Here is a 21,090-nt window from a genome sequence, read left to right on the forward strand (position 1 = left end):
ACCCCTGACGCCCCCGCACCGGCCGTGGCCCAGACCGCGCCCCCGGCCCAGGCCGCCGCCAAGCCGGCCGAGGAGTCCGAGGAGGCCACCGCGATGGCGGCGGCCGTCGCCATCGCGCCGAACGTCAAGTCCGGCACCGGTGTCGACACCGGGCGTCCCCGCAAGCCCATCCTGGCGGGCGCCGCGATCGCCGGAGCCGTCCTGGTCGCGATACCCCTGCTGCTGACCGGCAGCGCGGACGACGAGCGCCCCGGCTCCGACAAGGGGCTGGCCGCGGACTCCGACACCGTCCTCAACGCGAGCTCCGCCCCGGCCATGCTCGACGACTACGTGGCGAAGAAGCCCAGTTCGTCACCGGACAAGGCCAAGCCGAAGGTGGAGAAGGCGCCGAAGGTCGCCGTGGCCCAGCCCGCCGCGCCCTCGCCTTCGGCGTCGTCGGCCAAGCCGAGCAAGGCGCCCGAGAAGAAGAAGGCCGAGAAGCCCAAGGCGGACCCGAAGCCGGTCTGGGGCACCAAGACCGTCTACGCCACCAGCGTCCTGCAGACCGGGCAGTCCTGGTCCACCAACCGCATCCGGATGGTGATGCAGGGCGACGGCAACCTCGTCGTCTACAACGAGAAGGACAAGCCCATCTGGGCGTCCATGACCTTCGGCTCCAACCACCGGGCGATCTTCCAGGAGGACGGCAACCTCGTCATCCACAACGGCGACGACCGTCCGATCTGGGCCGCCAAGACCCACGGCCACGCCAACGCCCAGCTGGTCCTGCGCCCCGACGGCAAGGTGGTCGTCCTGCACAACGGCGGCGTCATCTGGTCGACCTGACCTTCCGCCCGGCGTCCCGTCCCGGCACACCGACCTAACACACCGACCGCGACACACCGGCCCGGCGGTCCTCAGCCGAGGAACGACAGCCTGACCTTCCGGTCCGGGTTGTCGCGGTTGGTGTCGACCAGGCACACCGACTGCCAGGTGCCCAGCTCCAGCCGGCCGTCGAGCACGGGCAGGGTGGCGTGCGGGGGCACGATCGCCGGCAGGACGTGGTCGCGGCCGTGGCCGGGGCTGCCGTGGCGGTGCTGCCAGCGGTCGTCCGCGGGGAGCAGGGTGTGCAGGGCGGCGAGCAGGTCCTCGTCGCTGCCCGCACCCGTCTCCAGGACGGCCACGCCAGCCGTCGCGTGCGGGACGAACACGTTGAGCAGGCCGTCACGGCCGCCCGCCGCCTCCCGCAGGAAGGCCTCGCAGTCACGGGTGAGGTCGACGACCGCCTCCCTGGATCCGGAGGCGACGTTCAGGACACGGGTGGTGAAGGCATCGGACATGCCTCCATCCTGACCCATCCGCAGGTTCCCACACCCGGCGACGGCGCCGGACCGGCACGCATGGCACGTACGGCACATACTGCATGCACGGCACGTACGGCGCGGGTTCCGTCCCGTGAGACGGCATTGACCCCGTGCGGGCCCACTGGCTACTTTCCCGACCATGCTGCGTTCAGCCCTGCTCACCACGCGCGGTCACATCGACCTGCTGCGGGTGGCCTCCGCCGCGTGTCGCACCGGCCGCTGACGCCTTTCCCCCTCCGCTCCTCCCTCGGCGCTCCGACGCCCCCGCTCCCGGCATCCGCCCGGGGCTCCCCCAGCGACATCGTCCGTCTCCCCGAAGGGCTGGCGCCGTCATGGCGACCGACATCCAGGGGCCGGCCGCACCCGCCGCCGCGGTACGCGTCGAGGGCCTGACGCGCGCCTTCGGCGGCCGCCCCGTCCTCGACGGCCTGCGGTTCGACGTGCGCCCCGGCGAGTTCGTGGCCGTCCTGGGCCGTACCGGCTGCGGCGGGTCCACCCTCGTGCGCGTACTCGCCGGTCTCGACCGCGACGTCGAGGGCACCGTGCTCGTCCCGCGCCGCAAGGCCGCCGTGTTCCAGGAGCCCCGGCCGCCGTCGTGGAAACGGGTGGTGCGGCGGCGCGTACCGCTCGGGCTGCCCGGCAGGGCCGCCGCGCGGACCCGGCGCGCCGCACTGGCCCGCGCGGTGCTGCGCGAGCCCGACCTGCTGCTGCTCGACGAGCCGTTCGGCGCCCTGGACCCGCCCGCCCGGCGCAGGGCGCACCGGCTGGTCGGCGAGCTGTGGCGGCGCCGGGGGTGCGCCGTCCTGCTGGTCACGCACGACGCGGAGGAGGCCCTACTGCTCGCCGACCGCGTCCTCGTGCTGGACCGGGGCGTCATCGCGTACGAGACCGGGGTCGGCCTGGACCGCCCGCGGGACCGCGCCGACGCGCGCTTCACCGCGCTGCGTGCCGGGCTGCTGGCGCGCCTGGACGACGCCGGCCCGCCCTCCTGACCCCGCGGGGAAGAGCCGCCGGGAAGATTCGTACCGGGCCCCGAGTTGGTAGAAGCGTGAACGACAGTGGAGCACGGGGCAGCGTACGAGAAGTCGAGGTCGTCGTCATCGGCGCCGGGCAGGCCGGTCTGTCCGGCGCGTACCACCTGCGGCGCACCGGCTTCGAACCGGAGCGGGACTTCGTCGTCCTGGACCACGCGCCGCGGCCGGGCGGCGCCTGGCAGTTCCGGTGGCCGTCGCTCACGTACGGCAAGGTGCACGGCATGCACTCCCTGCCGGGCATGGAGCTGACGGACGCGGATCCGCAGCGGCCGTCCTCGGCGGTGATCGCCGAGTACTTCGAGGCGTACGAGCGCCGCTTCGACCTGCGCGTACGCCGTCCGGTCGACGTGCGGGCCGTGCGCGAGGGCGAGGCGGGCCGGCTGCTCGTCGAGACCTCGGACGGTACGTGGTCGACGCGGGCGCTGATCAACGCGACGGGCACCTGGGACCGGCCGTTCTGGCCGCGCTATCCCGGTCAGGAGACCTTCCGGGGGCGGCAGCTGCACACCGCCCAGTACCCCGGCCCGCAGGAGTTCGCGGGACAGCGCGTCGTCGTGGTGGGCGGGGGCGCGTCCGGGACGCAGCACCTGCTGGAGATCGCGCCGTACGCCGCCGGGACCCACTGGGTGACCCGGCGGCCGCCCGTCTTCCGGGAGGGGCCGTTCACCGAGGACGTGGGCCGCGAGGCGGTCGCCCTGGTGGAGGAGCGGGTCCGCCGGGGGCTGCCGCCGAAGAGCGTGGTGTCGGTGACCGGTCTGCCGCTGAACGACGCGATCCGGCAGGGCATCGCCGACGGCGTCCTGGACCGGCTGCCGATGTTCGACCGGATCACGCCGGACGGGGTGGAGTGGGACGACGGGCGCCGCGTGGAGGCGGACGTCATTCTGTGGGCGACCGGTTTCCGCGCCGCGGTCGACCACCTGGCCCCACTGCGGCTGCGCGAGCCCGGCGGCGGCATCCGGGTCGAGGGAACCAGGGCGGTCGCCGACGCGCGGATCCACCTGGTCGGATACGGCCCCTCGGCCAGCACCATCGGCGCCAACCGCGCCGGACGGGCGGCGGTACGGGACATCCGGCGCCTGCTGGCGGACGCCCCGCGGACCCCTGCACCGGGCGCACCGAACGCAACCGTCGTGCCGGGCGCACCGGTCGGCCCCGGGGCGTGACGGCTTCGCCCGCGCCCCTGCGGGGGCGCGGGCGGCCTTCCGGACACGTACCGCGCCGTGGGCCGCAGCCGGAGTCGCGGTCGCGCCCTCGACCGCGGCCCGGCTCAGCGCGAGGGCGAGGGCGCCGCGGCGCTCTTCCCGGCGCGGTTGAACTCGGCGACGTTCCTCTTGTGCTCCTCGTAGTCGGCCGTGAAGCGCGTGTCGCCCCGCTTGACGGTGACGAAGTACAGCCAGTCGCCCCGGGGCGGTGAGACCGCGGCCCGCATCGCCTCCGCACCCGGATTGGCGATCGGTGTGGGCGGCAGCCCCATCCGCGCGTACGTGTTGTACGGGCTGTCGAGCTGGGTGTCGCCCCGGCTGGTGCGCAGGGTGCTGCGGTTCAGCGCGTAGTTGACGGTGGAGTCCATCTGCAGCGGCATGCCCCGGTCCAGCCGGTTGTAGATCACCCGGGCGACCCTGCCCATGTCCGCCTCGGTGGCCGCCTCCGCCTGGACGATGCTCGCGACGGTGACGGTCTGGTAGACGTTCATCGCGTTGCGCTCGGCCCCGGCCGTGACCGTTCCGCCGTCGAACTTCTTGTTCGCCGTCTCGACCATGTACGTCAGCAGGGACGCGGGCGTCGACTTCTCGTCGAGGGGATAGGTCGCCGGGAAGAGGTAGCCCTCGGGGTTGCCGCTCGCGTCGTTCGGCAGCTTGAGGTGCGCCTTCCCCAGGGACTTCTTGCTGGTGCCGGCGGGGAGGGCGAGGGCCTTGTCCATGGCCTCGTACACCTGGCCGGAGCGCCAGCCCTCGGGGATCACGAGGGTGCGGGGTTCCTTCTTGCCGTCCGTGCTCAGCAGCGGCACCGCCACGGCGGTGGCCGCCACGACGGCGCCGGTGGCGATGAGGGCGGTCCGCCCCCGGCGCGTCAGTCGGATCGTTCTCCGTGGCGGAGTGGGCTGAGTGTAGGTCTGCATGCGGGCACGTTAACCCGCATATGCCCATAAACTCGACATATAGTCAGTTTGTCGGCTCCAGTTGGGCGTCCCGGCGGACCAGGGCGGCGTAACGCCCGTCCTGCGCCAGCAGCTCCTCGTGCGTACCCCGCTCCGCCGTGCGCCCGCGGTCGAGGACCACGATCTGGTCGGCGCTCCTGACGGTGGACAGCCGGTGCGCCACGGTGAGCGTCGTCCGGTCGGCCGACAGGGCGTCGATGGCCTCCTGGACGGCGCGTTCGGTGCGGGTGTCCAGGGCGCTGGTCGCCTCGTCGAGGATCAGGACCGGCGGGTCCCGCAGGATGGTGCGGGCGATGGCCAGGCGCTGCTTCTCGCCGCCGGAGAACCGGTGCCCGCGCTCCCCCACCACCGTGTCGTACCCGTCGGGCAGGGACACGATGTGGTCGTGGATCTGCGCGGCCCGCGCGGCGGCGTGGAGCTCCTCGTCGGTGGCGTCCGGCTTGGCGAACCGGAGGTTGTCGGCCACCGTGGCGTGGAAGAGGTACGTCTCCTGGGAGACGACCCCGATCCCCCGCGCGAGGGTGTCGAAGTCCAGGTCGCGCACGTCCACCCCGTCGAGGGTGACGCGGCCGCCCGTGACGTCGTACAGGCGCGGCACCAGGTGGCCGAGGGTGGACTTCCCGGCGCCGGTCCGCCCGACGACCGCGAGACTGCTGCCGGCGGGCACGGTGATGTCGATGCCGGCGAGGACGGGTCCGCTCTTGTCGTCGTAGCGGAACTCGACGTCCTCGAAGCGCACTTCGCCCTTGATCCGGTCGAGGTGGACCGGGCACTCGGGCTCGGTGATGTCGACGGGCAGGTCGAGGTACTCGAAGATGCGCTGGAACAGGGCGAGCGAGGCCTGGATCTGGACGCCGGTGGACAGCAGGCTGACGGCCGGCCGGAACAGTCCCTGCTGGAGCGAGACGAAGGCGACCAGGGTGCCGATCGAGACCGAGGGACCGCCCAGCTGGAGGGCCAGGCCCGCGGTCCAGTAGATGACGGCCGGCATGGCCGCCATGACGATGCCGATGACGGCCATCCGCCAGCGGCCCGCCATGTTCGACCGGACCTCCAGGTCGACGAGGCTCTCGGACTCCTCCGCGAAGGAGCGGGTGAGGGAGTCGGAGCGGCCCATGGTGCGGCCCAGCACGATGCCGCTGACGGACAGCGACTCGGTGACCGTGGCGGCCATGACCGCCATCTGCTTCTGGCGCTGGGTGGTGATCTTCTTGCGTTCGTCGCCGACCCGGCGGCTGATCCACACGAACACCGGCAGCAGGAGCAGCGAGACGACGGTCAGGCGCCAGTCGAGGGCGATCATCGCGACGATCGTGGCGACGACGCTGGTCAGGTTGGAGACCAGGGAGGTGGCGGTCGAGGTGACCGTCGCCTGCATCCCGCCGATGTCGTTGGCGATGCGGGACTGGACCTCGCCGGTGCGCGTCCGGGTGAAGAACGCGAGGGACATGCGCTGCAGGCGGTCGTAGACGGCGGTGCGCAGGTCGTGCATGACGCGCTGGCCGACCGTCGTGGAGATCAGCGTCTGCAGGACGCCGAAGACGCCGCCGAGGACGGCGCTGAGGACCATGCCCAGCGCGAGCAGGCTCAGCAGGCCGGTGCGGCCCTGCGGGATGGCGGTGTCGAGGATCTCCTTGAGCAGGAAGGGCGTCGCGACCGAGACCAGGGACGCGGCGCCGACGAGCAGGCCGACGATCGCCAGCCGCCCGCGGTAGGGACGGAAGAGGGTGAGGATGCGGCGGACCTGCCGGGGCTGTCCCGGCTCGGTGGGCGGCGGTGTCCAGGTGATGTCGTCGCGGGGCATGGGCTCCTACGGAGGGTGAGAGGACGAGTCTGACGGAGCATAGCTCACTGTTACCTATACTCACAATGAACATGGTCCTGATATTGTTCCCGCCATGGACACCCCCGACGCCGACGGCCTGCTCGCCGAGCAGCTGCTGCGGCTGACCCGCCGTGTGCACCGCATCCAGAAGCGCCACCTGCAGAGCCGGGGGCTCGGCATCACGCCTGCCCAGTCCCGCCTGCTGCGCACCCTCGCGCACTACGGCTCGCCGCCGCGCATGGCCGACCTGGCCGAGCGGCTCGAAGTGGTGCCTCGGGCGGTGACCACCCTGGTCGACGGCCTGGAGGCGAGCGGGAAGGTACGACGCGTGCCGGACCCGACCAACCGGCGGGTGATCCGCATCGAGCTGACGGAGGACGGGGGGCGGACGCTGCGGGAGCTGCACGACGCCCGCCGGGCCGCCGCGGAGGACATCCTCGCGCCCCTCACGGAGGACCAGCGCGCGGTCCTGGGCGAACTGCTGGACACCCTGACGGAGGCCGGACCGCCCGGTGCGGGAAGTCCGACCCCCTGACCACTTCCGTCCCTTGCACCCCGGGTGTGACCCCTAGGAGGGTGACAGCGCGCCGACCCGCGCGGTCAGTCCCCCACCGAGGAGGTCCGATGCACGACGAGAACGCGACACCGGAACCCGACGAGAATCCCGGTAGCCCCGAGGGCCTGAAGAGCTATGGGGCCCACGAGGACTCCGGGAACCCTGGTAGCCCCGGGAACCCCGAGCTTTTCGAGGGCCGCTCCCGGCGCTCGGTCCTGCGTACGGCGGGCCTCACCGGGGCCGGGCTGGGCCTGGGGCTCGGCGCGCTCACGGGCGCCGGCGGCACGGCGCACGCCGCCGAGGCCGAGGCTGCCGGGGCGGCCGGGACCCCCGGAGCCTCCGGGGCGCCGGTGGACGCCGCGGCGGACGCGCCCGCCGCGCGGGGCCGGACCATGATCGGCGTCCCCTTCGAGGGACGCGGCACCGTACGCGTCGGGATCATCGGGCTCGGCAACCGCGGCGGCGGCATGATCGACCTGTTCCTTGCCCTGGACGGGGTCCGCGTGGTCGCGCTGTGCGACCCGGTCAAGGACAAGACGGCACGGGCCGCGGCCAAGGTGGTGGCCGCGGGGCAGCCCGCCCCGGCGACGTACACGAAGGGCGAGCACGACTTCGTCGACCTCTGCGAACGCGGCGACCTCGACTTCGTGTACGTCGCCACGCCCTGGGACCTGCACTTCGAGATGGCGCGGACGGCGATGCTCAGCGGCAAGCACGTCGGTGTGGAGTGTCCGGTCGCGATGCGCCTGGACCAGCTCTGGGAACTCGTCGACCTGTCCGAACGCACCCGCAGGCACTGCATGCAGCTGGAGAACTGCTGCTACGGCCGCAACGAGATGCGGGTCCTGCGCATGGCGCACGCGGGAAAGTTCGGCCGGCTGCTGCATGCCGCCGGGGCCTACAACCACGACCTGCGCGGCCTGATGTTCGACCCGGACTACTACGAGGGCCCGTGGCGGCGACTCTGGCACACCCGGCTGCGCGGGGACCTGTACCCGAACCACGGCTTCGGTCCGGTCGCCAACTACCTGGACGTCAACCGCGGTGACCGCGTCACCCACATCTCCAGCTTCGGCACGCCCTCGCTGGGCCTCGCCGAGTACCGCGCGGCCCACATGCCGCCGGGCGACCCGAGCTGGAAGGAGACGTACATCGAGAGCGACCGGACCATCAGCCTCGTACAGACCGCCAAGGGACGCGTGATCCGGCTCGAACACGACGTGTCGACGCCGCACCCCTACTCGCGGATCAACAGCCTGGGCGGCACCAAGGGCGTCTTCGAGGACTACCCGGAGCGGATCTACATCGAGCCCGACCACACGGACGACGCCTGGGGTGACTTCTCGGCGTACGCCGACTGGGACCACTGGCTGTGGAAGGAGCACTCCGACCCGCCCGGCGGGCACGGCGGGATGGACTACATCATGCTGTTCCGGCTGATGCAGTCCATCCGGCTGGGGCTGGTACCGGACTTCGACGTCTACGACGCCGCCACCTGGACCGCTCCGGTGCCGCTGAGCCACGCCTCGATCAGGGCGAACGGGGCGCCGCAGCCGATCCCCGACTTCACCCGCGGGCTGTGGCGGAAGGAGCGCCCGGGCATGGACTCGCCGAAACCCCAGGACGGGTGAGGGCGGTGGGAGCTGGGAGAGCGGTGGAGGCGGCCGTGGGGGTGACGAGGGTGCCCTGCACGGTCAGCAGGCGCCGGTCGTAGCACCCGGCCGAGCCGTGCAGACGGTAGTGCTCGCTGGTGGTGGCGACGGCGTGCCGCTGGTCGCGCGGCACGTTCGCGGTGTAGGTCGCGTCGCCCTCGTAGCGGTCGTCGAGCCGGGACCACGCGGTGCGCCGGCCGCCGCGTGTCTCCTCGACGGCCGCCCGGTCGCCGAGCGTCAGCACGGTCCGCAGCCGGTCGCCCGCGCCGAGCGTCGTGGTGCCGTCCATGGTGTACGTGCGGTCCGTCCGGGTCGTCACGGCCGTTCCGCGCCCGTCGACGGTGACCTTCTCGTCGTCGGTCCAGGTCCCTTCGAGCGCGTCCGTGTCCTCGCCGTCGGTCCAGCGGTGCGCGGACGTGCTCGCCAGGGTGCGGTCGACCGTGGTCCGGACCCGGCCGTGGGAGGTGTCCACGTATCCGGACACGGTCAGCCGGTGCCCGGCGCCGGTGTCGAGCCGGTGCTCGGAACCGGGCGTGTACGTGGACGAGTTCGCGAGGGCGCCGACCTTGTGGGCGGTGAGCTTCCCGGTGACGCGGGCGCTCTTCGCGTCCTGCCAGACGAGGACGTTCACCGGGGTGCTCCAGCCGCTCTGCCCCTCGGGGACACCGACCACGGAGACGTCGATCCGGTGCGGGCGCCCGTCGTTGAGCAGCCCCGCGAACGGGGTCAGGTCGTACTCGACGGGCTTGACGTCGAAGGCGCGCGGGCCCGGGACCACGTACCAGAGGAAGGGGTTGGACCAGCCTCCGGTCCACACGGTCGGGAACGGCGCGGCGATGCCGGCGAGTTCGCCGTCCACCGAGATCTGCACCTCGCGGTACGGGCCGTCGCCCGCCTTGCAGGAGTACGGAGCGGCGTCGGGCGCCGTCAGGTACCAGTACTCCTCGCAGCCGCCGCCCGATCCGGTGGCGTACACCTCGGCGACGATGCGCTCGCTGTTGCGGGGCGTGGTGAGGGTGCCGTCCCGGAGGGTGAGGACGCGGTCGGGGACGGCGGGGGTCTGCTTTTTGGCCGGGTAGAAGGTCAGCGTCACCTTGACGTCGATGATGCCGGTGTAGGTGTCGTCGACGACGTTGCCGATCAGCATCTCSACGTCCTGGCCCGCGCGGAACGTGTCGCTGTAGCGCGTGACGTCCTTCTCCACCGACCACTCGATGCCGTCGGGCGAGGGCTGCGGGGTGGACGTGCGGAGGACCTCGACGCCGCCGATGTGCAGGTAGCCGAGCCGGTCGTACTGGCGCCCCTTGACCTTGCCGTCCAGGCGCAGCACCACCTTGCTCCAGCGGTCGCCGCAGCCGCGCGGGGGCGCGTACGTGCCCTCGTAGGGCGTGAAGTCCCGGAACTGCGCCTCGGCGACCGTGACCTCGCAGGACGGCCCGGCGGGCTTCGTGACGGGCGGGGCGGCGATGAGGGGGTCGTGCCAGTCGGTGCCGAACTCGGCGGGCGGGTCGGCGGAAGCCGCGGTCCGGGGCGGCAGGGCGGCCGCGGCGGGGTCAGCGCCGAGGAGGGTGCTCGCCACGAGGGTCGCCCCGGCAAGCATGGACATGACGATCCGTCTTCTCATGAGCGGTGTTCTACGGGGAGTCGGCCCGGCACGCAATGCGGCCCTGTCCCGCGGCCGGAATCCGCCTCCCGACAGGACCCTCGACCGCGTCGGGCGTCGTCAGTACCGTGGTGCGACCGGCCGCTGGGGGGCGCTGTGGACCACGAACGGGACGACGCACCGCGCGAGTTGCCCCGGTTCGCCCTCGGCCCCGTAACGGGACTGGCGTCCGCCCTCGCCCTCGCGCTGACCGCGCTGTCCGGCCGGTACGGGTACCACCGGGACGAGCTGTACTTCCTCGCGGCGGGCGACCGTCCGGCCTGGGGGTACGTGGACCAGCCGCCGCTGACACCGCTCCTCGCGCGGGCCGCCACCACCTTGTTCGGGGACTCCCCCGCTGCGTTGCGGGTCCCGGCGACGCTCGCTTTCGCCGCCTCCGTCGTCGTGGTCGCCCTGGTGGCACGGGAGTTGGGCGGCTCCCGTGCGGCACAGGTGCTCGCCGCCGGGCTAGCGGGGGTGTCCGCGCAGCCCCTGGCGGTCGGCCACCTGATGTCGACCGCCTCCTTCGACCTCCTGGCGTGGCTGGTGGTCTGCTGGTTCACGCTACGGCTGTTGCGCACCGGCGACGGGCGGTGGTGGCTGCCGATCGGTCTGTGCGTCGGGGCCGGACTGCTGAACAAGTACCTGGTGGCGCTGCTGGTGGTGGCCCTGCTCGCCTCGGTGCTCGCTGTCGGACCGCGGCGGGTGCTGCGCAGCCCGTGGCTGCTCGCCGGTGCGGGCGCGGCCCTCGCGGTGGCCGCGCCCGGCCTGTGGTGGCAGGCAGCTCACGACTGGCCCCAGCTGACCGTGGCGGAGGGGATCGGCAAGGAGGACGGGACGGGGAACCGCCTCCTGTTCCTGCCGGAACAACTCATCTACCTCTCCCCGCTGTTCTTACCCGTGTGGGTGGCGGGCTGGCTGCGGCTGTGGCGCGATCCGGCGCTGCGCCGGGCCCGGGCGGCGGCGGTGGCGTACCCCCTGCTGTGCGTGCTGGTCCTGGCCCTCGGCGGCAAGGGGTACTACGTGGTGCCGCTGCTGCTCGTGCTGCTCGCGGCGGGCTGCGAGCCCGCCGTCGATCGGCTGCGACGGCGCGGCCGTACGTGGCCCGTGGCGGCCGCCGGCACGGCCGTCGCCCTGGCTGTCGCGATCAACGCGGTGGTGACGCTGCCCGTGCTGCCGCGCAGCGCGCTCACCGTGCCGAACGCGCTGAACAAGGGGCAGGGGGAACAGGTGGGGTGGCGCTCGCTCGCCGACGCGGCCGCGCGGGGATGGTCCGCGGTCCCGGCACGCGAGCGGTCCCGCGCCGTCGTCCTCGCGCAGAACTACGGCGAGGCGGGCGCCCTCGACCGCTACGGGCCCGCGCGGGGGCTGCCCCGCCCCTACTCGGGTCACATGAGCTACGCCGACTGGGGGCCGCCGCCCGACTCCGCCGACGGGCCGGTCCTCCTCGTCCGCCAGGAGGACGCGCACGGCATCGAGCGGTACTTCACCGGCTGCCGGCAGGTCGCGCGCGTGGACAACGGACACGGGGTCGAGAACGAGGAGCAGGGCGCAGCGGTGGTGCTGTGCGCGGGGACGGCCCGGCCGTGGTCACGGCTGTGGCCCTCCCTGCGGCACTACTACTGAGCCGCGCCGCTGCTGGTCCCTGCGCCACTGGTTCTTGCGCCACTGGTTCCTGTGCCGCTGTCGTTGAACGGTCTCGTGGGTGTCAGGCCTTGAGGTCGGCCTTGTCGCCCATCACCACGACCGGGTGGTCGTCCGGGTCGAGGGTGCGGAGCAGGTACTCCATACCGGACTTGGACAGGCTCACGCAGGCCGACGTGCCACTGCCGTGGTCCATGTGCAGCCAGATGCTGCCGCCCTTGGACTGGCCCTCGGGGCGGGTCGGGTCGTTCGGCGAGGTGCCCTTGACGCGGTTGTAGTCGATGGCGATGACGTAGTCGAAGTCGTTCCAGTGCGACTTGGCCCAGTAGTGCGGGGCCTGGAAGCCGGCCGACTCGGTGTACGGGAGCTTGGCGCCCGGGTCGGCGAGCACACCGCCCGCGTCGCTGAGCGTGAACACCCCGACGGGGCTGCGCTTGTCGCCCTCGCGGTGGTCGGTCGTCCAGCCCTTCTTGCCGTTGTGCCCTTCCCAGCTGCGGGTCTTGTCCCAGGTGGAACCGGACTTGGTGTAGAGGACGATCGTGGAGTCCGCCGAGTCCTTGCCCTCGCCGTACACCGCGACGACCTGCCGGGAGTCGGCGGGGATCTGCTTCTGCAGCTTGTCGCCCACATCGGGGATGCGCTTCAGGTCGACGGTGCGCGCCTGTTCGGGGCGGGACCCGCCGTCCGCCTGTCCGTCGCTCTTCCCGCCGCTCCCGCCGTCCGAGCCGCCGCAGGCCGCCAGGGGCATCACCAGGGCGGTCAGGAGCGCGGCCACGGCCGTCGTGCGCTTCGCACCACGTATTTGCATACCGTCCATCGTCGCACCACGTTCCGGACAACTGCGCCCGCCCCTCCGCCTGTCCGCCGAATACGGGCGTTCCAGGCGGAATCTTTGCCCCGTGACGGAAAACCGTTTGCCTGCGGACACCCTCTGAAGCGAACCTTGCACGGTTTGTTGCCTCCCCCGTTCCGTACCACCACCCCATTGGGACGCCATGCAGATTCAAGACCTCCCGTATCCCGACCCGGGGGTGCCGGACGCACGCTCGGGGACCCGGTTCCTGGTGTGGCTCGGCCGCAATCAGCTCGGCGGACAGGTGAAGGCCCTGGTCTGGGGTCTGCTGCACTTCGTGTCCGTGTCCTCGCTGCCCTTCTGCGTCGGCTTCGCCGTCCAGGCCGCCGTGGACCGCTCCGGTGCGCGGCTGGCCCTCGCGGGCGGGGTGCTCGCCGTGTGCGGCGCCGGTATCGCCCTGGGCGACACCATGCTGCACCGGGTCGCCGTCACCAACTGGATCACCGCGGCCGCACGCGTGCAGCAGCTGCTGGCGCGCCGCACCGCCCTGCTCGGCTCCGCGCTGACGCGACGGGTCGCGGCCGGCGAGGTCGTCTCCGTCTCGACCGGCGACGTGGAGAAGATCGGCTGGTTCGTGGAGGCCGTGTCGCGGTTCACCGCGGCCGCGCTGACGGTCGTGGTGGTCTGTGTCGCCCTCGTCGTCTACCAGCCGGCGCTCGGCGTCGTCGTCGCCGTGGGCGTACCCGTCCTCGCGCTGTCGGTCCTGCCGCTGCTGCCGCGGGCCACCCGCCGCGCCGACTTCCAGCGGGAGAAGGCCGGGCGCGCCACCGAGCTGGCCTCGGACACCGTCGCGGGCCTGCGCGTGCTGCGCGGCATCGGCGGCGAGGAGCTGTTCCTCGACCGCTACCGCCGCGCCTCGCAGGAGGTCCGGCACGCCGCCGTGCGCAGCGCCCGCATGTGGGCGCTGATCTCGGCGATCCAGGTGCTGCTGCCCGGACTGCTGCTCGTCGCGGTCGTCTGGCACGGCGTGCACCTGGCGCGCGAGGGCCGCATCACCGTCGGCGAGATGGTCACCGTGTACAGCGCTGTCATGATCCTCAGCTACCCGCTCCGGCACTTCACCGAGATCGCGATGGCGTACTCCTTCTCCCGGCCGTCCGCCAGACGCGCGGCGCGGGTCCTGTCGCTGGAGCGCGCCCTGGACGGCGAGGGGACGCGGGAGGCGCTGGTGCCGACCGGGGATCTGTACGACCCCGCGACCGGCCTGCTCGCGCCCGCGGGGCGGCTGACCGCCGTGGTGTGCGGCGACCCCGACGCCGCGGGCGAGCTGGCCGAACGGCTGGGTGGTCATCCGGCGGACTCCTCTGAGCTGCCGTCGGCGCTGGTCGGAGGCGTACCGCTGGACGAGCTGCCCCTCGACTGCGCCCGCACGGCCGTCCTCGTGCAGGACAAGGACCCGGTCCTGCTCTCCGGCACCCTGCGCGAGCTGCTCGCCGTGCCCGCCTCGGGAGACGTCACTCCCGAGGAGGCGCTGTCCGCGGCCCAGTGCGGGGACGTCCTGGACGCCCTCGCCCAGGGCGCGCTGGACGCCGCGGACCCGATGGACGCCCGGATCACCGAGCGCGGGCGCTCCCTGTCGGGCGGCCAGCGCCAGCGCCTCGCGCTGGCCCGGTCGCTGGTCACGGCCCCCGGGGTGCTGGTCCTGGACGAACCCACGTCCGCGGTCGACTCGCACACCGAGGCGCGGATCGCCGACGGGATCAGGTCGCTGCGCCGGGGGCGCACCACGGTGGTGTTCACCTCGTCACCGCTGCTCCTGGACCGCGCGGACCGGGTCGTCCTCGTCCACGAGGGCGAGGTCGCGGCGGTGGGCCTGCACCGCGAGCTGCTGCACAGCGACGTGCGGTACCGCGCGGTGGTGACGCGGGAGACCGACGACGAGGCCGCCGCGCACGAAGCGGACCGGCCGGACCAGCTGAAGGAACTGGAGAACCTGCGGAACCTGCGGGGGATCACGGAAGAGATCGAGGAGACGGCATGATCGGCGTGGCGCCACCGGCCTACGACCCGGCGGCCCCGACGACCGCAGAGACCCTGCCCGTCGGTGCCCCCGCGACCGTACGCGCCTACGTGGGCGAACTCTTCCGGCGGCACCGCAGGGCCTTCCTCGTCCTCGTCGCCGTCAACACGGTCGCCGTCGTCTCCTCGATGGTCGGCCCCTACCTGCTGGGCTCCCTGGTCCAGCACGTCTCCGACGGGGCCGCCGCGGCCCGCGAACTGCACCTGGAACGCACCGTCGCCCTGTTCGCCCTCGCCCTGGTCGTGCAGGCCGTCTTCGTGCGCCAGGTGCAGCTGCGCGGAGCCATGCTCGGTGAGCGGATGCTGGCCGACCTGCGCGAGGACTTCCTGGTACGGGCCGTGGGGCTGCCGCCCGGCGTCCTGGAACGGGCCGGCACGGGCGATCTGCTGTCCCGCATCACCACGGACATCGACCGGCTGGCCAACGCCATGCGCGAGGCCGTGCCGCAGCTGTCCATCGGCGTGGTGTGGGTGGCGCTGCTGCTCGGCGGGCTCGTCGTGACCGCGCCGCCCCTCGCGCCCGCCGTGCTGGTCGCCGTCCCGATCCTGGTGATCGGCTGCCGCTGGTACTTCAAGCGCGCGCCGAAGGCCTACCGCTCCGAGGCCGCCGGTTACGCGGCCGTCGCCGCCGTGCTCGCCGAGACCGTGGACGCCGGGCGCACCGTGGAGGCACACCGTCTCGGCGCGCGCCGCATCGATCTGTCGGACCGGCGGGTCGCGGAGTGGACCGCCTGGGAGCGGTACACCCTGTGGCTGCGGTCGGTGCTCTTCCCGGTCATCAACGCCACGCACACCACCGTCCTCGGCTCGGTCCTGATGATCGGCGGGTGGTTCGTCCTCCAGGGCTGGATCGACGTGGGCCAGCTGACGACCGGCTCGCTGATCGCGCTGATGCTCGTCGACCCGGTGGGCCTGATCCTGCGCTGGTACGACGAGCTGCAGGTGGCCCACGTGTCGCTGGCCCGGCTCGTGGGCGTGCGGGACATCGAACCCGACGCGGGCGACGACTCGCTGACTCCCGACGGCCGTGACGTGCACGCCGACGAGGTCCGCTTCGGCTACCGGGAGGGCGTCGACGTGCTGCGCGAGGTCTCCCTGGAGGTCGCGCCCGGCACCCGGCTCGCCCTGGTCGGGCCGTCCGGCGCGGGCAAGTCCACACTGGGCAGGCTGCTCGCCGGGATCTACGCGCCCCGCACCGGTGAGGTCACCCTGGGCGGCGCGGAGCTGTCCCGGATGTCCGCGGAGCAGGTCCGCTCCCACGTGGCGCTGGTCAACCAGGAACACCACGTGTTCGTGGGCGCCCTGCGCGACAACCTGCTCCTCGCCCGCACCGGTGCCGAGGACGCCGAGCTGTGGGCCGCCCTCGGCGCGGTCGACGCCGACGGCTGGGCCCGGGCGCTGGACGACGGGCTCGACACCGAGGTCGGTTCGGGCGGTGTGGCCCTCACCCCGGCCCAGGCGCAGCAGGTCGCACTCGCCCGCCTGGTGCTCGCCGACCCGCACACGCTGGTCCTGGACGAGGCCACCTCGCTCCTCGACCCGCGGGCCGCCCGTCACCTGGAGCGCTCCCTGGCCCGCGTCCTGGAGGGGCGCACGGTGGTCGCCATCGCCCACCGGCTGCACACCGCCCACGACGCGGACGTCATCGCCGTCGTCGAGAACGGCCGCATCAGCGAACTCGGCAGCCACGACGAGCTGGTCGCCGCAGACGGCGCGTACGCGGCGCTGTGGAGGTCGTGGCACGGCTGAGCCGCCGCCGGGCCGGCCGGTGCGACTCGCGCCTTCGCCTGCCCGGGGCGGAGGGGGCGGCCACGCCCGGCCGGGCGCTCTGCCGTTGCGCGGTGTCGAAGGGGGATGGAAGTCTGGACGACGGCACCGGTGGCCGAACGCGGCAGCGGACCGGCCCGCACCACCTGGAGGCACACGTGGACAGCGCCGACGGCTGGGGAGACGACGTCTACCAACCCGACGGATCCGAGGTTCAGGACGACGCCGGTCTGCTCGACGGTGAGGACACTCTGGAGACCGACGGTGTGAACGACCCCCTCGACCGTGGCTGGTCTCCTCCGGAACGCCCCTGGGCGGTGGAGCGCAGAGACGTGACGGCGGCGGAGCGGCGCCGCGGCGAGACCCTCGACGAACGTCTCGCCGAGGAACTCCCCGACATCGCCGCACCCGACGGCGACGGCATCGGAGATTCACCGGACTCGGACGGGGAACCCCTGGACAACGAGGTGGGCACCCTCCGCTCGGGACGTCTCGTGGCTCCCGACGAAGGCGCGCACGAGGACGAGGAGAGCGGGCTGATCGCCACCGATGTGGGCATCGACGGAGCGGCGGCCTCGGCGGAGGAGGCCGCCATGCACATAGTCGACGAGGACACCCTGTCCGGCTGACGCGGCCCTGCGCCCCTACCTGCCCGCGCACCCCTCCCCCACGCAAGGAGCAGCCATGCAGCAGGACAAGCACCCCGACTACCACTCGGTCGTCTTCCGCGACCGCGCCGCCGGGTACGCCTTCCTGACCCGGTCCACCGCGGTCAGCGACCGGACCATCGAGTGGGACGACGGTCAGACGTACCCCGTCGTCGACGTGGAGATCTCCTCGAAGAGCCACCCCTTCTACACGGGCACCGCCAGGACCGTCGACACGGAGGGACGAGTCGCCCGCTTCGAGAAGCGGTACGGCACCGGCGCCGGGGGCCAGGGCGGCACGGACCAGGACGGGGCGGACCGAGACGAGGCGGACCAGAGCGGCACGAATTAGAACGACACGCACCAGAACAGCGCGGACCAGGGCTTGGCTCCAGGCGGCGACGACGCGCTGTGATCCCGCGGGGACGGACGCGGCCCGGCGTCCACCGGCGGCGCCCGTCCCTCCGGCGCGGTGCCTCAGATGTAGTTCAGCGCGGCCGCGCCGCCCACCCCGCCCAGCACCATGAACGCCGGCATCAGCACCTTCAGCTCCACCCAGCTGCCCGCCCTGAACCGCATCGCCTTCGGCGGTCCGAGGGGGTACCAGCGCTTGCGGCCTATCGGGATGGGCCACAGGATCGGGCAGCCCGACACCGTCAGCGCGTCCCCGACGTCGTGCACCAGCGCCCCGAGGACGATCGGCAGCCCGAGCCATAGGTACTCCTGGCCCGGCTCCGTGAACAGCCAGCCGGACCCGCTGCCCGGCTCGTCCAGGATCCCCCCGATGATCCACGTGCTCGTCGCGGCCAGCAGCCAGACCAGGACGTCCGAGCTGGAGCCGCGCGTCGCCCGCCAGAGCAGCCCCTCGATGGCCAGCACCATGTGCACGAACAGGATGGCCAGGACCGCCCAGCGGCCTCCCTGGATCGCGAGGACCGAGGCGCCCGCACCAATCACCACCGCCCACAGCCAGGTGTGGGTGAGGGTGCGGTGCCCACCGGAACGGCTCGGGTCGCCCGGCTTCCTCGTCCCCTTGTAGACGGCGTACGAGAGCTTGTCGACGATCTCGCACAGGCCCCGAGAAACGGGGCCGAAGGCCCGCGAGATGGTGGCGGCCTTGTGGTCCAGGTCCGGAGCGAGCGCGGCGCCCGCGCAGATCAGCGCACCGGTGAGCAGGACCGGCCAGGGCATCGTGTGACCGGTGGCGGCCGCCGCCGCTCCGACGCCCAGCCAGGCCGCCGCCCCGGACAGTGAGTGTGCTGGTCCCATCATCGCCGTGCCCCGCCCCATTCCTCATGTACCGGCAGCTCGTCGCCGGCCTGCGCCGACACCCGGCCGGCGACACAGCGTAGCGTTCGTGATCTTCGGCGCCGCAGCCGATTCCCTCATCGGGGGCGATGACAGGCAAGATGGGGTCGTGACCCTTATCGATCAGCTGCCGCAGACCGCAGATCCCGACGCCCTCTACGAAGCCTTCGAGTCGTGGGCCGGGGAACGCGGTCTCACGCTCTACCCCCATCAGGAGGAGGCGCTGATCGAGGTGGTCTCGGGAGCGAACGTGATCGTGTCGACCCCCACCGGGTCCGGCAAGAGCATGATCGCCGCGGGTGCGCACTTCGCGGCGCTCGCCCGGGACGAGGTCACTTTCTACACCGCCCCGATCAAGGCGCTGGTCTCGGAGAAGTTCTTCGAGCTGTGCAAGATCTTCGGCACCGAGAACGTGGGCATGCTGACCGGCGACGCGTCCGTGAACTCCGACGCCCCGGTGATCTGCTGCACCGCCGAGGTCCTGGCGTCGATCGCGCTGCGCGACGGCAGGCGCGCAGACGTCGGCCAGGTCGTCATGGACGAGTTCCACTTCTACGCCGAGGCCGACCGCGGCTGGGCCTGGCAGATCCCGATCCTCGAACTGCCGCAGGCGCAGTTCATCCTGATGTCGGCGACCCTCGGCGACGTCTCCATGTTCGAGGAGGACCTGACCCGGCGGACCGGCCGTCCCACCTCGGTGGTCCGCTCCGCAACCCGCCCCGTCCCGCTCTCCTACGAGTACAGGCTGACGCCGCTGACCGAGACGCTCACCGAGCTGCTTGAGACGAAGCAGGCGCCTGTCTACATCGTGCACTTCACCCAGGCGCAGGCCGTGGAGCGCGCGCAGGCACTGATGAGCATCAACATGTGCACGCGCGAGGAGAAGGACCAGATCGCCGAGCTCATCGGCAACTTCCGCTTCACCACCAAGTTCGGCCGCAACCTCTCCCGCTACGTACGGCACGGCATCGGGGTGCACCACGCCGGCATGCTGCCCAAGTACCGCCGCCTGGTGGAGAAGCTGGCGCAGGCCGGTCTCCTGAAGGTCATCTGCGGTACGGACACCCTGGGCGTCGGCGTCAACGTGCCCATCCGCACCGTGCTGTTCACCGCGCTGGCGAAGTACGACGGCACGCGTGTGCGGACGCTGCGCGCGCGGGAGTTCCACCAGATCGCGGGCCGGGCCGGCCGGGCGGGCTTCGACACGGCCGGTTTCGTCGTGGCGCAGGCCCCCGAGCACGTCGTGGAGAACGAGAAGGCCCTCGCCAAGGCGGGCGACGATCCGAAGAAGCGTCGCAAGGTGGTGCGCAAGAAGGCTCCGGAGGGATTCGTCGGCTGGTCGGACACCACGTTCGAGAAGCTGATCTCGTCCGATCCGGAACCGCTGACCTCGCGCTTCCGGGTCACGCACACGATGCTCCTGTCGGTCATCGCACGCCCCGGCAACGCCTTCGACGCGATGCGCCACCTGCTGGAGGACAACCACGAGCCGCGCAAGCAGCAGCTGCGGCACATCAGGCGGGCGATCGCCATCTACCGCTCGCTCCTCGACGGCGGGATCGTGGAGAAACTCGACACGCCCGACGCCGAGGGCCGCATCGTGCGCCTCACCGTCGACCTGCAGCAGGACTTCGCGCTCAACCAGCCGCTGTCGACCTTCGCCCTCGCCGCGTTCGAGCTGCTGGAACCCGAGTCCCCCTCGTACGCCCTCGACATGGTGTCCGTCGTGGAGTCCACGCTGGACGACCCCCGGCAGATCCTCGCCGCCCAGCAGAACAAGGCCCGCGGCGAAGCCGTGGCGGCAATGAAGGCGGACGGCGTCGAGTACGAGGAGCGCATGGAGCGGCTCCAGGACGTGACGTACGCCAAGCCGCTCGAAGAGCTGCTCTCCCACGCGTACAACACCTACCGCCAGAGCCACCCGTGGGTGGGCGACCATCCGCTCTCCCCGAAGTCCATCATCCGTGACATGTACGAACGGGCCATGTCCTTCACCGAGTTCGTCTCCTACTACGAACTCGCCCGCACCGAGGGCATCGTGCTCCGCTACCTGGCGAGCGCCTACAAGGCCCTCGACCACACCGTCCCCGACGACCTGAAGTCGGAGGACCTGGAGGACCTGATCGCCTGGCTCGGCGAGATGGTGCGCCAGGTCGATTCGAGCCTCCTCGACGAGTGGGAGCAGCTCGCCAACCCCGAGGTCATGACGGCCGAGGAGGCACAGGAGAAGGCCGACCAGGTCAAACCGGTCACGGCCAACGCACGCGCCTTCCGGGTCCTCGTCCGCAATGCCATGTTCCGGCGTGTCGAACTCGCCGCCCTCGACCACGTCGCGGAACTCGGCGAGATGGACGCCGAGGCCGGCTGGGACGCCGACGCCTGGGGCGAGGCCATGGACAGGTACTGGGACGAGTACGACGATCTCGGCACCGGTCCCGACGCCCGCGGCCCCAAGCTCCTGCGCATCGAGGAGGAGCCGCAGAACGGACTGTGGAAGGTGCGGCAGACCTTCGCCGACCCGAACGGCGACCACGACTGGGGCATCAGCGCGGAGATCGACCTCGTGGCCTCCGACGCCGAGGGACGCGCCGTCGTCAAGGTCACCGCCGTCGGCCAGCTGTGAACACAGGAGAACGCGA

17 protein-coding genes and 1 pseudogene are annotated in these 21,090 nt (G+C 72.3%); 12 read left to right on the forward strand and 6 right to left on the reverse strand.

Features of this window, described 5'->3' with window-relative positions:
• A partial coding sequence (locus FGF04_RS36620; protein ID WP_149515796.1) for a mannose-binding protein occupies positions 1 to 825 on the forward strand: 825 nt, incomplete at its 5' end.
• A gap of 71 nt (positions 826 to 896) precedes the next feature.
• On the opposite strand, the gene FGF04_RS36625 is transcribed toward FGF04_RS36620, so the two are convergent.
• Positions 897 to 1,319 carry a secondary thiamine-phosphate synthase enzyme YjbQ gene (locus FGF04_RS36625; protein ID WP_149515715.1) on the reverse strand — a complete coding sequence of 141 codons (423 nt, stop codon included), beginning with the start codon at positions 1,317 to 1,319 and terminating at the stop codon, positions 897 to 899.
• 163 nt (positions 1,320 to 1,482) lie between these two features.
• Here FGF04_RS36625 and FGF04_RS42200 point away from each other — a divergent pair, with 163 nt between their 5' ends.
• The 3 genes from FGF04_RS42200 (at position 1,483) to FGF04_RS36635 (ending at position 3,543) form a co-directional block, all read left to right on the forward strand.
• On the forward strand, positions 1,483 to 1,566 hold the full coding sequence (locus FGF04_RS42200) for a putative leader peptide (protein ID WP_366784861.1): 84 nt from the start codon (positions 1,483 to 1,485) through the stop codon (positions 1,564 to 1,566).
• A 109-nt stretch (positions 1,567 to 1,675) separates the two neighbouring features.
• Entirely contained in the window at positions 1,676 to 2,335 is a 660-nt protein-coding gene (locus tag FGF04_RS36630; protein ID WP_149515716.1) for an ATP-binding cassette domain-containing protein, read from the forward strand.
• A gap of 56 nt (positions 2,336 to 2,391) precedes the next feature.
• Positions 2,392 to 3,543: an NAD(P)-binding domain-containing protein gene (locus FGF04_RS36635; RefSeq protein WP_235882679.1), complete on the forward strand. Its 1,152-nt coding sequence runs from the start codon at positions 2,392 to 2,394 to the stop codon at positions 3,541 to 3,543.
• A gap of 104 nt (positions 3,544 to 3,647) precedes the next feature.
• Here the strand turns inward: FGF04_RS36635 and mltG are convergent, their stop codons facing one another.
• Together mltG and FGF04_RS36645 are read right to left on the reverse strand one after the other, a co-directional pair.
• The gene (mltG, locus tag FGF04_RS36640; RefSeq protein WP_149515717.1) at positions 3,648 to 4,499 is read right to left on the reverse strand and encodes an endolytic transglycosylase MltG; all 852 of its coding nucleotides are present in this window, start codon (positions 4,497 to 4,499) and stop codon (positions 3,648 to 3,650) included.
• A gap of 43 nt (positions 4,500 to 4,542) precedes the next feature.
• Positions 4,543 to 6,342 (reverse strand): ABC transporter ATP-binding protein, encoded by a 1,800-nt coding sequence (locus FGF04_RS36645; protein ID WP_149515718.1) that lies wholly within the window; start codon positions 6,340 to 6,342, stop codon positions 4,543 to 4,545.
• Between the two features lie 94 nt (positions 6,343 to 6,436).
• On the opposite strand from FGF04_RS36645, the gene FGF04_RS36650 reads away from it, so the two are divergent.
• Together FGF04_RS36650 and FGF04_RS36655 are read left to right on the forward strand one after the other, a co-directional pair.
• Positions 6,437 to 6,898: a MarR family winged helix-turn-helix transcriptional regulator gene (locus FGF04_RS36650; protein ID WP_149515719.1), complete on the forward strand. Its 462-nt coding sequence runs from the start codon at positions 6,437 to 6,439 to the stop codon at positions 6,896 to 6,898.
• Positions 6,899 to 6,987: 89 nt separating this feature from the next.
• Positions 6,988 to 8,550 (forward strand): Gfo/Idh/MocA family protein, encoded by a 1,563-nt coding sequence (locus FGF04_RS36655; RefSeq protein ID WP_149515720.1) that lies wholly within the window; start codon positions 6,988 to 6,990, stop codon positions 8,548 to 8,550.
• A 46-nt stretch (positions 8,551 to 8,596) separates the two neighbouring features.
• On the opposite strand, the pseudogene FGF04_RS36660 reads toward FGF04_RS36655, so the two are convergent.
• Positions 8,597 to 10,195: pseudogene (locus FGF04_RS36660) on the reverse strand (peptide-N4-asparagine amidase); the annotation flags it as partial.
• Positions 10,196 to 10,330: 135 nt separating this feature from the next.
• Here FGF04_RS36660 and FGF04_RS36665 point away from each other — a divergent pair.
• Complete coding sequence (locus tag FGF04_RS36665; protein ID WP_235882680.1) at positions 10,331 to 11,839, forward strand: ArnT family glycosyltransferase; 1,509 nt, start codon at positions 10,331 to 10,333, stop codon at positions 11,837 to 11,839.
• 82 nt (positions 11,840 to 11,921) lie between these two features.
• On the opposite strand, the gene FGF04_RS36670 is transcribed toward FGF04_RS36665, so the two are convergent.
• On the reverse strand, positions 11,922 to 12,665 hold the full coding sequence (locus FGF04_RS36670) for a L,D-transpeptidase family protein (protein WP_149515722.1): 744 nt from the start codon (positions 12,663 to 12,665) through the stop codon (positions 11,922 to 11,924).
• A 187-nt stretch (positions 12,666 to 12,852) separates the two neighbouring features.
• On the opposite strand from FGF04_RS36670, the gene FGF04_RS36675 reads away from it, so the two are divergent.
• The 4 genes from FGF04_RS36675 to FGF04_RS36690 all read left to right on the forward strand — a co-directional run bounded on the left by FGF04_RS36675 (position 12,853) and on the right by FGF04_RS36690 (position 17,495).
• Entirely contained in the window at positions 12,853 to 14,691 is a 1,839-nt protein-coding gene (locus FGF04_RS36675; RefSeq protein WP_149515723.1) for an ABC transporter transmembrane domain-containing protein, read from the forward strand.
• Entirely contained in the window at positions 14,688 to 16,478 is a 1,791-nt protein-coding gene (locus FGF04_RS36680) for an ABC transporter ATP-binding protein (RefSeq protein ID WP_149515724.1), read from the forward strand. The genes FGF04_RS36675 and FGF04_RS36680 overlap by 4 nt, the downstream gene beginning before the upstream one ends.
• A 176-nt stretch (positions 16,479 to 16,654) precedes the next feature.
• Positions 16,655 to 17,125 carry a DUF5709 domain-containing protein gene (locus FGF04_RS36685; RefSeq protein ID WP_149515725.1) on the forward strand — a complete coding sequence of 157 codons (471 nt, stop codon included), beginning with the start codon at positions 16,655 to 16,657 and terminating at the stop codon, positions 17,123 to 17,125.
• Positions 17,126 to 17,180: 55 nt separating this feature from the next.
• Positions 17,181 to 17,495: a type B 50S ribosomal protein L31 gene (locus FGF04_RS36690; protein ID WP_149515726.1), complete on the forward strand. Its 315-nt coding sequence runs from the start codon at positions 17,181 to 17,183 to the stop codon at positions 17,493 to 17,495.
• A gap of 125 nt (positions 17,496 to 17,620) precedes the next feature.
• Here the strand turns inward: FGF04_RS36690 and FGF04_RS36695 are convergent, their stop codons facing one another.
• Entirely contained in the window at positions 17,621 to 18,415 is a 795-nt protein-coding gene (locus tag FGF04_RS36695) for a metal-dependent hydrolase (RefSeq protein ID WP_149515727.1), read from the reverse strand.
• Positions 18,416 to 18,560: 145 nt separating this feature from the next.
• Here FGF04_RS36695 and FGF04_RS36700 point away from each other — a divergent pair, with 145 nt between their 5' ends.
• The gene (locus tag FGF04_RS36700) at positions 18,561 to 21,074 is read left to right on the forward strand and encodes a DEAD/DEAH box helicase (RefSeq protein WP_149515728.1); all 2,514 of its coding nucleotides are present in this window, start codon (positions 18,561 to 18,563) and stop codon (positions 21,072 to 21,074) included.
• Positions 21,075 to 21,090: the final 16 nt, after the last annotated feature.

Origin of the sequence: Streptomyces apricus, assembly GCF_008369065.1 — a bacterium.
In the GTDB taxonomy this organism is placed as follows: domain Bacteria; phylum Actinomycetota; class Actinomycetes; order Streptomycetales; family Streptomycetaceae; genus Streptomyces; species Streptomyces apricus.

Excerpts from the sequence above, each read along its gene's own strand:
- FGF04_RS36650 (WP_149515719.1), top strand. The coding sequence starts at position 6,437 with ATGGACACCCCCGACGCCGACGGCCTGCTCGCCGAGCAGCTGCTGCGG.
- FGF04_RS36690 (WP_149515726.1), top strand. The coding sequence starts at position 17,181 with ATGCAGCAGGACAAGCACCCCGACTACCACTCGGTCGTCTTCCGCGAC.
- FGF04_RS36675 (WP_149515723.1), top strand. The coding sequence starts at position 12,853 with ATGCAGATTCAAGACCTCCCGTATCCCGACCCGGGGGTGCCGGACGCA.
- FGF04_RS36630 (WP_149515716.1), top strand. The coding sequence starts at position 1,676 with ATGGCGACCGACATCCAGGGGCCGGCCGCACCCGCCGCCGCGGTACGC.
- FGF04_RS36670 (WP_149515722.1), bottom strand. The coding sequence starts at position 12,665 with ATGCAAATACGTGGTGCGAAGCGCACGACGGCCGTGGCCGCGCTCCTG.
- FGF04_RS36680 (WP_149515724.1), top strand. The coding sequence starts at position 14,688 with ATGATCGGCGTGGCGCCACCGGCCTACGACCCGGCGGCCCCGACGACC.
- FGF04_RS36625 (WP_149515715.1), bottom strand. The coding sequence starts at position 1,319 with ATGTCCGATGCCTTCACCACCCGTGTCCTGAACGTCGCCTCCGGATCC.
- FGF04_RS42200 (WP_366784861.1), top strand. The coding sequence starts at position 1,483 with ATGCTGCGTTCAGCCCTGCTCACCACGCGCGGTCACATCGACCTGCTG.
- mltG (WP_149515717.1), bottom strand. The coding sequence starts at position 4,499 with ATGCAGACCTACACTCAGCCCACTCCGCCACGGAGAACGATCCGACTG.
- FGF04_RS36645 (WP_149515718.1), bottom strand. The coding sequence starts at position 6,342 with ATGCCCCGCGACGACATCACCTGGACACCGCCGCCCACCGAGCCGGGA.
- FGF04_RS36695 (WP_149515727.1), bottom strand. The coding sequence starts at position 18,415 with ATGATGGGACCAGCACACTCACTGTCCGGGGCGGCGGCCTGGCTGGGC.
- FGF04_RS36655 (WP_149515720.1), top strand. The coding sequence starts at position 6,988 with ATGCACGACGAGAACGCGACACCGGAACCCGACGAGAATCCCGGTAGC.